The organism is Halobacteroides halobius DSM 5150, assembly GCF_000328625.1.
GTDB lineage: Bacteria > Bacillota > Halanaerobiia > Halobacteroidales > Halobacteroidaceae > Halobacteroides > Halobacteroides halobius.
Genome location: NC_019978.1, coordinates 257,459 through 271,253, shown reverse-complemented (window position 1 = coordinate 271,253; position 13,795 = coordinate 257,459). Strand labels below are relative to the sequence as shown.

General features: G+C 32.8%; 8 protein-coding genes and 1 pseudogene. All 9 read right to left on the bottom strand.

Features of this window, described 5'->3' with window-relative positions; genetic code table 11:
- Positions 1-273: 273 nt before the first annotated feature.
- Positions 274-1,077: a hypothetical protein gene (locus HALHA_RS01340; protein WP_015326001.1), complete on the bottom strand. Its 804-nt coding sequence runs from the start codon at positions 1,075-1,077 to the stop codon at positions 274-276.
- Between the two features lie 122 nt (positions 1,078-1,199).
- Positions 1,200-3,071: a hypothetical protein gene (locus HALHA_RS01335; RefSeq protein WP_015326000.1), complete on the bottom strand. Its 1,872-nt coding sequence runs from the start codon at positions 3,069-3,071 to the stop codon at positions 1,200-1,202.
- Between the two features lie 329 nt (positions 3,072-3,400).
- The gene (locus tag HALHA_RS01330; RefSeq protein ID WP_015325999.1) at positions 3,401-6,670 is read right to left on the bottom strand and encodes a hypothetical protein; all 3,270 of its coding nucleotides are present in this window, start codon (positions 6,668-6,670) and stop codon (positions 3,401-3,403) included.
- Between the two features lie 45 nt (positions 6,671-6,715).
- Positions 6,716-7,141 (bottom strand): WxcM-like protein, encoded by a 426-nt coding sequence (locus tag HALHA_RS01325; protein ID WP_015325998.1) that lies wholly within the window; start codon positions 7,139-7,141, stop codon positions 6,716-6,718.
- A gap of 22 nt (positions 7,142-7,163) precedes the next feature.
- Positions 7,164-7,589, bottom strand: a pseudogene (locus HALHA_RS01320) (glycoside hydrolase family 2 TIM barrel-domain containing protein); the annotation flags it as partial.
- A gap of 110 nt (positions 7,590-7,699) precedes the next feature.
- Positions 7,700-8,692, bottom strand: a complete 993-nt coding sequence (mgrA, locus tag HALHA_RS01315; RefSeq protein WP_015325997.1) for an L-glyceraldehyde 3-phosphate reductase — start codon at positions 8,690-8,692, stop codon at positions 7,700-7,702.
- 18 nt (positions 8,693-8,710) lie between these two features.
- Positions 8,711-11,437: a GH36-type glycosyl hydrolase domain-containing protein gene (locus HALHA_RS01310; RefSeq protein WP_015325996.1), complete on the bottom strand. Its 2,727-nt coding sequence runs from the start codon at positions 11,435-11,437 to the stop codon at positions 8,711-8,713.
- A 71-nt stretch (positions 11,438-11,508) separates the two neighbouring features.
- On the bottom strand, positions 11,509-12,858 hold the full coding sequence (locus HALHA_RS01305) for a GH1 family beta-glucosidase (RefSeq protein ID WP_015325995.1): 1,350 nt from the start codon (positions 12,856-12,858) through the stop codon (positions 11,509-11,511).
- A gap of 44 nt (positions 12,859-12,902) precedes the next feature.
- The gene (locus HALHA_RS01300; protein WP_015325994.1) at positions 12,903-13,784 is read right to left on the bottom strand and encodes a carbohydrate ABC transporter permease; all 882 of its coding nucleotides are present in this window, start codon (positions 13,782-13,784) and stop codon (positions 12,903-12,905) included.
- Between the last annotated feature and the right edge of the window lie 11 nt (positions 13,785-13,795).

Here is a 13,795-nt window from a genome sequence, read left to right as displayed (position 1 = left end):
TTATTATCTCCCTTAGCTGATAAGAAACAAATTAATAGTTTCATTACTGTCTAACTTGAAACAAAAAATGAATATTAATATAAATCCTAAATTATAATGAACAACTTATTAATTATTCAAAACTATATTATCTAAAATATAAATCACCTGTTATAAAGTAATAATAATTTAGTGTAACTCTAACATCAAATTCATCTGTCCAATCAAGTGATTATCCACCGTCGGACACTTAAGTGTCCGACGGTGTTGGTAGACCTAAAGTCTTTTATCTGCTTACTTTAGATATATATTGTCAAGATACATAGCTTGACCTGCCAAACCACCCTTCTTAATAATTACACCAAGCTGAGCTATAGATGAAGTATTAAGGTCAGAAGAGGATAAATCAATTGTCACAGTATTCCATTCATTTGCACTAATATCTGTCCCGACAGTATAGGAATATTCTTTTCCATTATCAGAAGAATCAACTGGTTTAAACGCAATTTTTTTCATCTTATCTGTAACATATACATCTAACTTAATTACTTCTTCACTACTAGCATCTATAGGATCGAACGTAATCCCTACACATTCTCCGGCTGTTCCGGAATATTGATACTTCGCAACATTATTTTCGCTTACGTCTATCTCAGAATAATTAATAGAGCCATACCAAAATTGATTCATAGTACCTACATTCGCTGCTGTTCCACCGGTCGCATCACTATAGACAACTGTTGCTCCACTCAAATCAGTAGGCTCTTGTGCTGGCTCTGATGGATCCTCTATTGGAGCTGCTTCTAATGTTATATATACAGTAGTGTCTTCTCCATCCATTGTTACTTGCTTGGATTTCTCTTTATAAGTAATAGCATTTGCATTCACTGTATAGTCTCCAGCTTTTAGTAATTCAAATTGAACTGATGAACCGGTTTTCTCATTCCCATCAACTTTTACGGTTCCCTCAATATCCTCTCCTAATTCATTTTGAAGACTAACTGTTAAAGTAGACGTTTTGGGCCCCATAACATCAGAACAACCTACAACCAGCAATAGTCCGGCCAATAAAATCATTATAATAGGTAATTTCTTCATTTTTCTCCTCCTTGTAATCTCTAATGATTAGACTTTTCGGTAGTCAACGGTAGTCAAGTATTACTACCTGACTACCTACCAATATCTAACTAAACTCCAAACCGATATCTCTTTCTTCTCTATTAAAAGCTTACGTTGTAAGTAGCTTTAACTGAATGAGTTGTATAACCTTCATAAGAAGCAGTTCTATCTTGCCAGCTTTCTTGACCATTATACCAAACATGGTTAGCCTCTTTTTCATTCATTACTTCACCAAAGTTATCTTCCTTATCATCAATATTCTTAAGTTGATAAGCATCATAGTGATAGTTAACATTTAAAGTAGTATTTTGACTAACCTTGTAGCTTAACCCAGCCTTAATTAGATTCTGCATAGCTTTACCTTTTAATAGGTCACTATTTTCTTGAACAATACCAAAGTCATAGCTAGCAGTTAAATCAACCTTATCATTTAACTTATGGCTACTATTGACACCAGCTCTAACTCGAGTTTCTTTAGAAAAGTTTTTATTCTTTTTAGCGTCTTCGTCATCACCAGTATAATAACTAAGTTCACCAGTTAAATCGACTGTAGTGGCCTCACTATCTAAGACAGTATAACTACCATTTACATTTACTTCATTAAATACTACACCATTTTCTTCAACAGGTCTTTTATCATTTTTATACCGATAATAAGTCTCAGCTTCCCAGGAATCACCAGAAACATTTGCTCCAACTTTACCAATAGTTACTTGATCATCAGCAAGCCTATTTAATTTACTACGAGTTTCTAGATATTGAGTGAACATTCCAGTTACCTGGGGCATTAAAGGAACCGGCACCATATAACTACCGTCTACCTTAAATCCTTTTTCATAACCAGTTCCATCATTATAATCAAATCTCTGAGTACCTGGATTAAATGTTTCATCTCCAAACCATGATTGTCTTTCATGAGAGTTACCCTGTACTGCTACATAATCTTCGCCAACATCCTTATAGGTTCCAGTCAGACTCAAACCTGGCAGTGGAGTTGACTCAACAGATAACTCAATAATATTAGTATCTTCTCTTTGCTTATCAGTTCCTACAGAGTAATCTTGAGATAACCACGGTGGAGCAACCGTATTGTGAATAGCTTCTACATCATCACCATACTTAGCAGTGATAAATTCACCTTTAACTGTTAGTATATCCATTGGCTTGAATTCACCATTTACAGCGATGTGTGTATTATCAAGATCTTTATCATAAGCAGGATTATCACTACCATCGCTCATTTTAGCGTTTTCTCCTTTTTGATCATGAGTTCTTACAATAAGAGCACCTACTTTACCCATACCTAAATCTTTTTTTAAATCTGTACCATATACCATTTGCTTTACAGGCGTATCTCTTTCACCTTGTTTCATCCAATTATCTTGATCAGTTTTATAAATAAAAAATTGAGTATTTAAACCGACTATATCACTTTTAACTAATACACCTTCACCATAAGACATCATATCTCCCCAGTTACCATCAAATTGAGCAGCAAGTACCTTATTATTAAAGTTGTAATTAAAGTTATTAGTAATAATCACCTCACCAAAATCTGGCTTAGCAGTAAGGGTTAAATTCTCTAGTTTCAGTTTAGGATTATCTTGCATTGTTGATAAATCCTGTGCAAAAGTTCTATCAGAACCTTTTAATTCTCCATCCATTTCTTCATCAAGTTTAATAAAACCAGCATCTACAGTTACTGTATCATCAACTGTAGCTTTCATATTTAGATTTAAGCCCATTTCAAATTGCTCTTCATTGCCATCACTAGTAGATTGTTTCCAATCACCTATTCCAAATACTGCTCCAGGAATACCATTCATTGAATAATTAGCTTTGCCATCTTTTTCACTAAATTCCCAGAATGTAAAGCCATAATTACCACTAATCTCTACATTAGACTCAGCCAAAACTGGTACAGCTAAGGCTAAAACTAATACTAAACTGAGTAATAAAGAAACCTTTTTCATTTATATTTCCCCCTTTAGGTTTAATCTTCAATTTATAAATATTAAATTCTTATAGGGTTATAAAATAATTTTAATATAACAACTAATCTCATAAATTTTTACCAGAGTGACTAAAAACATCTCATCTGCAGCTAAGTCTTATAATAATTTTGCTTTTAATATCTTAGCTGATCTGATATACTTAATAAATAGTCATTCCTTTCTAGGGATGGTTGGATGCCTGTAACCTAGAAGGGATGGCTCTTTCTTTTTTCATCACCTCCTTTAAGAATAATATTTAATTTATTTACTTATAAAGTTGTTAAATAGCTATTTAACAACACTTCTATCTAGTCTAAGAAGATATCTATTTGATTAATTTCTCCCTCTCTAATTTTTTTAGCTAATGAAGAAGAAATTATTGACTCTTCCACTTCAATCTCTTGACCATCTTCAGTTAATAATTTATAACCTTGAATCTCTGCTTTATTAGTACCAATAGTACTCTTTCTATTAGGATTATGATAAATCACTAGTGTATTACCTAAGAAACGATGAGCAAAACTATTAGCAGGTATCTCTACTTCTACTCTTTTAGTTTCACTAACTTGCAAAGATACTTCTTTAGTTTCTATAGTAAATAAATCAGCTTCTAAAGCTGGTTGTGGTTTATAAACTAATTTTCCATCTTCTATAGTAAATGGTTGCGGGCCAAAGGCCATTAAAGACCACATATGAAGATACTCTGCTGTAGAACCACTTAATCTAGCTATATAACCTCGGCCATGATTTTCAGCATCATCATTAAGAGTACTTAAAATAAAGGAACTATTCTCTAAAATGCTACGCCCATAAGTTTCAGGGTCCTGAAATGGAATTAAGGCTTTATCAATTGCTTGATAAAAATCATCATATAAGCCTGATTTTAATAACTCTAATAAGTATTTATACTCCATATGCAACCAAATAGATCCATTTTCTAACCAGCCTGGACTAAAGGCTCTAGCTCTGCCAATATCATAGGATTCACTAGATAAATCACCATTGACTCGATACATTCCTAGTGGCTGGTCATATAACTGACTATCATGGACAGTAGCATGTAATTGACTAGCTTCATCTTGGTCTTCTAATACTTTCATGGCTCTAACCTGTCCTTCTAAAAACTCTGGTAATCTATGTTGTTCAAACTCTGTTACCCTAATATGGTCTAAACCATCAGCAGACTTTTCACCAGTCTTTTCAAACTCCACTGGTTGATAAGAGAAATAAGTTGTAAATAATCCATTATCTTCTCGGGCCAACTTTACTGCTCGATTTAATTTAGTCTCTACTCTATCTAAAAAGCTTTTCAGATCCTTAATTGTTAACTCCTCTTCAGCACCAGCAAAACCTGCAAAGACTTTTGCTCTATATTCTTCACGAAGGGCAGTAGCTTGATCCCAATAAGCAAAACTATCCTCCTTAGCTATCCAATTATCTAAAACTTGGCTTAAAGATTCATAAAATTGATATAACTCTACAGGCAGAAGAACTGATTTAGTATCAACAATATCTATGTGAGCTAGGCTTTCTTGTAAAAACTCAACTAACCTTTTTAACTCCATTGTTTCAGCAGTACAAGAACCAAAAATCCCAGGTAAACCATTTAAAGCATCATACCAACCTGGTTTATTAGATTCCATCTCAATACCTACTCCAAATGGATCTAAAGTTGATACTTTATTAATAACTAAAGTCAATAACTTAGTCATTAGTGTTGTCTGATAAATTTCTCCTCTTCCTTGATCAGCTCGGACATAATAAGGTAGCTTATCTCGCTGCTCAATCATCTCTTTTTTAGCTTCATCTTCAACAACGGCATTAAATTGTCTTGGCCCAGCATCTGTTAAAACATACTTCTTATCCCTAGGTTGAACCTGAGCATAATTATCATAAAAAGTATAACTTTCATCTTCTAATAATAACTCTTTTAACTTTTCGGGATAAACTGCTAAATAATTCTCAATTAAATCTAAATTATAAGTCCAGTGATCAATCCAATATCCTTCGCCAAATTGAGCTTCAGTCCAAAACTCGGCATTATCAATTACTAAATCAACAAATTCAGAAATATCTAACTTAAGATCTAGCTCATGATTATCAATAAAGACTGCTATTGCTCCAGGAGTAAATGGTTCTTCTAATCTATCTGAAACCATTTCTCTATCTTTTCTAGCAACTTGACTAATGATCTCTTGCTTAGCTTGCTCATCTTCAATATAAAATTTACTTCCTTCAATTACTAATGGATTATAGCCATTAGGTTGAATTAAATTAGCAAATAGTTTTACATTATGATCTTTAACCTGCGGATTAAAAAATACATCACAACGTCGATTCTGATTAACATCCCTAAAATTACCATTCCCTTGTGAATAATAAGCAGGTTCTAGTGAAAATTCATTATAATCACGCTCTAAATCTCCATGTTTTCTAGAAAAAATGTGATAAGTAGTCTCACTTTCCTCCCCAAAATTAGTTGGAAAACCACCTCGCAATATATTATCCATAAAGGTTTGGCTACTATAAGCATCTAAAGTCTGCTCGCCACTAACTGTAAAGATATGATCAGCATAGTAATTATGTAACTGAGCAGTCTCTTCTGCTTTATTATCTAAGAAATCATCTGCTAATACTTTATTAGTTACATCAGTCATCATATCTTGATCTGCAAGATGCCCATAAGCAGAATTAATCTCTAACTCTTCTCCCTTAGCTAATCTATCTTTAGTAGCAGACATAGCTGCTGGGAATCTATTCTCTAAAATTTGTTTCCCCTTAAAATCTGTTAATTCTTGCTTATTAAATCCTACTGCATCTTCTAAACTAGTTCGATTTTCAAAGATAACTTTTGGATCTACTAATGGTTGTAATAATTTATTTTCATTATCTTCTCTAGTAAATGGAATATAAAAGTTTCCTGCCTCCATTTGACTAACTTCTGCCTCATCTTCAGCTGAAGCTCTCAAACGGTAAAATGGAGTCTTGTCTGCAAAAGCATAAACTTTTGTCCAAGCTGAAATAGTTTGGCTTACTTCTTTTAACTCTCCATTACTAATACCATAAGGAATTAACATTGGCATTCCATCTAATACTTCTATATTTTGCTGACTATCTGCAATATTCTTAACTTTAACACGACGAATTAAAGCCCCAAAGTTTTCATTAGGTAAAATAAAGTAGTTTACTTGTACCTTTAAGCCTAAATCTAAGTTTTCTTCTTCTATAGTCAATTTATAAGGAGCAATTGTCATCTTAGTAGAGATCTGGTCAGTTACTTTTCTAAAAGGTTCATAAATAGTTTCACCATTATCATTTTTAATCTTAATAAAAGTCCTAAACCCTTTAGTCTCTACATTCTGATAAGATTTATTAGCTGGATAAAACTCCATAATTGGATGTTCTTTACTTTCGATACCAAAACTAGCAAGTCCTTGGCCTCTATTAACATAAAAAGCCCATAGTGGAATACCTAATTTACCAGCTATCCCAGGTAGGAAACTAGCAAAAGTAGGTTTATTCTGATAATCATCTATTACAAAATAGCCTTCTTTAGTTAATGAGAAATCCTGTTTCATTATTCCCCTCCTTAAAATTTACAAATAGTTAAAAAATTATAATTATTAATCCCATAGTGAATTAGTCAATTCAACTAGTTTTTCTTGCTGTTCTACTGTCAATTCTTTTTCTGGAGAATTTGCTAAACAAGTATCTTCATTCTCAACAATTAAGACTACAGCATCCTGACTAAGAGTATGTGTATGCCAGACAGAACGTTTGATATTATATAATTTCAATGGTTCCATATTCTTAGCATGAATATCAATAATTTCTTCCTCTCCTTCGCCAAGAAATAAGATACATTCTCCCTCTAATAATACAAAAACTTCATCAGTTTGATCATGCTTTTGCATTTTATTAATTTTCTGTGGCAATAATTCATCACAATACTTTAAAATTGCCACTCTCCACTCTCCATAATCAATTAATGGTTTATATCCTTCAGCAGTATATTCTTTAATCTCTAATAAATCTGAGTTTGGAGTCATACTTAGCCTCCCTTATTTGATTTTACTTATTATTCCATCTTTCTTTTAACAAGTGAGCGGCCGATTTAGGTTGACGCTGCCTAGTAAATACTCCTTTTTTATTCCCCAGCACTCTAGTAACGCCTTGTTTAGTAGCAAAATCAGCAAAGTTCCAGACATGTTCTCCAATAACAAAATCTAATTTATCAAAAATATTATGATAGCGCTTTAATAACTCACACTGATATTCTTCACTAAACATTACTGGAGGATCTTGATGAAAACCTGCAATTGTATCTGCACCATACTCAGACATAATTAATGGCTTTTTAAAGTGTTCACGCCAATTTCTTAATTCTTTTTCTGCCTGTAATTCAATAACTTCTAATTAACCAGGATCTGTATACCAAGAATAATATTTGTTTAAACAAATAACATCGAAAAACTGAGCTACATTTGATCTATCTGGCTCAGTATTTTATATCCTCCAGAACCCTTCTTATCATCATAAATTTTAACTTCTTCTGATTGTCGGCATTCACTTGTCCTAGGATATAGCATCTTAACACCTCTTCTATCTTAAGAAGTTAAGATTCCTTCTATTCTCTTTAAGTCTTCATTACTAAATTCTAGATTATTTATCGTTTTAACATTCTCTTCAATTTGACTTACTTTACTAGCTCCTACTAAAACCGAAGTTACAGTTTCTTGTCTTAGTACCCAAGCTAAAGCCATCTGGGCCAAACTCTGACCTCTCTTCTTAGCTAATTCATTCAATTTCTGAGTCTTTATTAACTTCTCTTCTGTTATATCATTCGCAGTTAAAAATTCATTAGAACTAGCTGCCCTAGAATCATCTGGTATTTGAGATAAATATTTATCAGTTAATAATCCCTGAGATAAAGGAGAAAATACTGTTGATCCTAAACCTTCATCTTTTAACACATCTAATAATTCATCCTCAACCCAGCGATTAAACATAGAATAGGAAACTTGGTTGACTATAAAAGGAGTTCCTAAATCTTTTAATATTTTTACTGCCTCTCTTGTCTGCTGCGCATCATAATTAGAGATCCCCACATAAAGAGCCTTTCCTTGTTGAACAATTGTATCTAAAGCTTTCATTGTTTCTTCAAGTGGTGTCTTAGGATCAGGGCGGTGATGATAGAATATATCTACATAATCAACCCCTAACCGCTTAAGGCTTTGATCTAAACTAGCAGTTAAATATTTTTTAGACCCACCATCTCCATAAGGGCCTGACCACATTCCATAACCTGCCTTAGTAGAGATAATCAGTTGATCTCGGTAGTTAGCTAAATCAGTCTTTAATATCTTTCCTAACGTTTCTTCTGCCGAACCAGGAGGGGACCCATAATTATTAGCTAAATCAAAATGAGTTATCCCCAAATCAAAAGCTTTTCTAATCATAGCTCTACTATTTTCAAAATCATCTATACCACCAAAATTATGCCATAATCCTAAAGAAATAGCTGGTAGTTGTAATCCACTTTCTCCACAATAGTTATATTTCATTTTTTGGTATCGATTATCATCTGGTAAATAATTCATTTTTCCCTCCTATTAATTCTATCCTAATTTTACTTCTAGTTGATGTTCTTTATCTTTATCTAGCTTAGAAATTAACTCTCTATCTATAACAGCAGCTCCATCTTCTAAATTAAAATCAATCTCTTCATTATTAATAGTAATCGTCTTAATTTTATAGTCATTAACCTCAACAAATTCACTATTCTCATAAGTAATATTAAGATTTCTGTCAGCAAAGATAGTTGTGATGTTAGCTCTTCCATTCTTATCAAACTGGGATTTAACTAGTTTAGGATCCAACATTAAATCTCCCACTATCCCTTGTACTCCATAAACTTGGTTGACCATTGTTAATAGTAACCAACTAGCTGAACCAGTCAGGTAGTGGTATAGACCTCGACCGCGTGAGTCAATATATTCAGGGATACCAGGATATGTTCTACTAGTCTCAAAATCTTTGCAATGTTCATAAATTGAATTTATAACTTCAAATCCATTCTTAGAGAAATCACGTTTATAAAGAGCATTACTATACATTACAGCCATATGACTAAACATAGCCCCATTTTCTTTCTCTCCAAAGGCAAATCCAAAGGCTCTACCCATATTTAGCTTCACTTCATTAAATTCAGTATTTAATCGATACCCACCAACACTTTCATCCTTTAAATAATGATCAGCCGCATCGGTAATCTTTTCTATTTGCTCTTTAGTAGCTACTCCACTCATAATACTAAAAACTTGCCCAGTTAAAGTCATCCTTACTCCAGAAGAATGATCTCCTTCCAACCTCTGAGCATCATTATCATAATAACCATTATACCATTTATAACCTTCCTTATTTTCAATCCATTCATTAGATCTAATATGATTAATAATCCAGTTTCCCTTACGTTCCAAATCCAAAATAAGATCTTCAATACTAACTTCAACTTTCTCACCAGATATAACCGATTCACAACTAGTAAAATAATTATCGAGTAACTTATGTTTTTCAGTAACAGAATCATAATCTACCTTATCATTTAAAGTATCTAATAATAATTTCATTTCTCTAGCTATCTCTAACTTATCTATTTCTAATTTCTCCTGTAAACTACGCAGTAAATCAGCTAGTTCTAACATATTTCTTCCGTATAATCCTGTAAAAGCTACAGTTTCTCCCTTATCTTCTGCCATATCTAATCCATCATTCCAATCTCCACCCTCTAATCTTAGATTATTATGTTCTCCAACATTAAAGAATAGAGTTAAATGCTGAACTAGTATATGCTCTAAAACAGTCCCAGAATAGACATTACCATCTTCATCTAATAATTTATTTCCATCCTCTGAACTCCAACTTTCATCTGTCTTCTCAGAACGATAAATTTGAGCATCCCTAAAGTAATTTTGCTCTTCTAATAGAAATTCTAAATCTCCACTACGATCAATATATAACTTAGTAGTTAAAAACGGCCAAGCTCCGTGGTCCATCCAAACTCTACTAATATCATTTCGATCAGCTATAAACTCCCCTGGTTTAGAACCGATGATTGTAGCATTACTACCATCAATTCTAACTCCTGCAAAATTATTAAATAATATATCTCGCACTGGTTCAGGTTCCATTAGTAATAAGGCTAAACAATCTTGCCATAAATCTCTCCAACCTCTGCCACCACGACCATAGTCATGATGAGGCAAAAATGAACAACCATAGATCCTTCTTAAGGTTGGCTGTAAAGTAACCCACTTCATCCAAGAATCAAATTCTTCATCACTAGAATCAAATTGAACTTTATTTATTTTACTTTGCCAAAAGTCTTTATTTGCTTCTAAATAAGCATTGAAACCTTGTGTACTACAATATTTAGCTGCTAGATCTTCTTCATATTCATCCTCTTCAATTACAATAGCTAAAATATATGATTTTTCTTCACCAGGTTTTAAAGTAACATCTTCAAATCGTAAAGCTCCTACAGCTTCAAAACCTTCAAATTTTTCCCCTGACTCACAATAATCATTTGCATTAGATATGACAGATTCAGGCCAGGCTAAGGATCCACCTTCACCAACAAAATCTTCTAAAATAGGAAAAAATCCTACTGGACTCTTTCCGTCACCATCTCTACCTAAAACCTTATAAGAGACAGCATTTAACTTATGACCACGTTCATCAAAAGATAAAGTAGGTTTCACTTCTACTCCATTATCAACTGTTTCTATTCTATTTAATAAAGAGGTTACATGGCGATGATCCCTTAAATTATCTGCTGACCGACCATATATTGGAATAGCTGCAGTTGGTGATACTTCCCTAGCCTTATTTCCTGTATTAGTAATTTTAACTTTCATTAATTCTACAGTATCATCATTACTAGGAACAAAATTAGTTACCTCTGATTTTAAATTTAATTTGTTATTTTCTCTAGTAATCTTATGCCATAACATTCCAGCCTCAAGCGTTACTTCTTCTGAATTATCATTATCAAATTTATACACTTCCTGTTTGGCAGAATAACCTGTAGCAGACCATGCTTCTTCTTTATCTACTACCACCCAAAAATTACGACTAGATTTCTTATTATGTAAATCTATAGCTGAAACCGGCTCCATAGCAAAAGTATTTTGACCAGTTTTTATATCCCCGTGTAATGATGGAGTTATAGCTGACATCATTTCAGCTTCATTAGCTAATGGAAAATAAAGAGAATTTATTTTATCAGGATCTTTTAAACTAAACTCTTCATTTCCTTCTACAAATTCCCAACTTTTTTTGGACATATTCTTTCTCCTTTCTATATATTTGGCTTATTTTGTATTATCATTTTTCTTAAAAAATATTTTATATAAAATTAATCAATTCCTATACTATTTTCTTCAATCACTTGCTGATACCAATAGGCACTATCTTTTAAAGTCCTTTTTTGAGTATTATAATCTACATATATTAATCCAAAACGTTTACTATATCCATAAGCCCACTCAAAATTATCCATTAGTGACCAAACATAATAACCACGTACTGGTACTCCATCCTGAATAGCTCTATAAACACTCTTAAAATGTTCTTTTAAATAATTAATCCTTCGTTGGTCATTCACCTGCCCAGCAATGATTTGGTCATCAAAAGCAGCTCCATTTTCCGTAATATATAGTGGCTTATTAGTATATTCCTGATTTAATTTAGTTAATAAATCATACAAACCATCAGGATATATCTCCCAATTCATAGCTGTATAATCACTTTCAGCAGGTTTTATACTTTCAATTCCATAAAATTTAGAATTTGGATTATAATTAATTAAAGCCCGACTATAATAATTAATCCCCAAAAAATCTATTTCTTGACTAATTAAATCCATATCCCCAGCTTGAATATCAATTTTTCCAAACTGATTTTCATAAATTTGGGCCAACTTTTTTGGATAGCTACCTTTGAAAACTGGATCTAAAAACCAGCCATTAATATACTCTTCCATTAATTGAGCAGCCTCTTGATCTTTATCAGTCTCCGAATACGAATAAACCGATGTAAGATTTAGAGTAATCCCTATATCTCCTGTTAAATCTAACTCTCTAAATTTTTTCACCACTAAACCATGAGATACTAATAAGTTATGGGCTACCTGTAAAGCTTGCTTTCTATCCTTAATTCCAGGTGCATGCTCCCCTTCAGCATAACCTAAAAATGATACTACCCAAGGTTCATTATGGGTAATCCATTGCGAAACCTTAGCACCTAATTCATCAAATAAAACTTCAGCATACTTAACAAAATATTTTATTGTGTCCCGATTGGCCCAGCCACCTTCTTCCTGTAAAGCCTGCGGTAAGTCCCAATGATATAAAGTAATTACTGGTTCAATCCCAGCTTCTAAAAGCTGATCAACTAACTCTTTATAAAAATTTAACCCTTTCTGATTTATTTCTCCTTTACCATTAGGTAGTATTCTAGGCCAAGAAATAGAAAAGCGATAACTATCAAGCCCAATTTCCTTCATTAACTCTATATCTTCTTTATATCTATGATAATGATCACAAGCCACATCACCTGTATCATTATTATTTATCTTCCCTAAAGTATGACTAAAAATATCCCAAATTGACTCCCCTTTACCATCTTCATCATAAGCGCCTTCTATCTGGTAGGAGGAAGTTGCCGAACCCCAAACAAAATCTAGCGGAAACTGTAGTTTAGTCATTTGAACCTTTCCTTTCCTAACTAACTTATCTTTAGTTAACTAATTTATCCTTTAGTGGCACCAGCAGTTATACCAGAAATAAATTGTTTTGAGGCTAAAACAAATGCAATTACAATTGGAGCAATTGCTAAGGCGGTTCCTACCATTTGGGCCCCCCAGTTCTGGTCTATCTTTCCTTGCAACTTAGAAAGTGCTACTGGAATAGTGTACATAGATTTTTCCTGTAAAATTAATAATGGTTGCATATATCTATTCCAAGAAGCAAGAAAAGTTAAAATCCCTAAAGTTCCTAAACCAGGCAAACTTAACGGTAAAGCAATTTTATAAAAAATTTCAAACTCTCCACAGCCATCTATTCTAGCAGCATCAATAAGACTATCTGGAATATTATCCATAAACTGTTTCATTAAGAAAATACCAAATGGATTTGCTATACCCGGAATTATTAAAGGCCAAAATGTATTAATCCATCCAAATTCTCTCATCATAATAAACCAAGGAATAACCCCTAACAACATAGGAACCATCATTGTTCCTATCATCGCAAAAAATAATTTATCCTTCCCTTTAAAATCATATTTGGCAAAACCATAACCTCCCAAAGAACAGAAAAATAATGTAAGAGCTGTAGTAGTAACAGCCACAAAAACACTATTGAAAACATTTGTATAAAAGGGCATTTTACTTAATAACGTATTTAAGTTTGCAAAAAAAGCATCACCAAACCATAATGGTGGAGGATAATTAAATATTTCTGCTCGTGTTTTAGTAGCTAGCACTAACATATAGAAAAAAGGAAATAAAGTTATTGCTACTCCAGATAATAAAACAGTATACAACAATATTTTTTTGCTAACACTCATAACTTTTTCTTTTGTTGTAACCTCTATTTTATTATCTTCTTCCTGCTTTGTTGATATATTCATCTTCTCTCCTC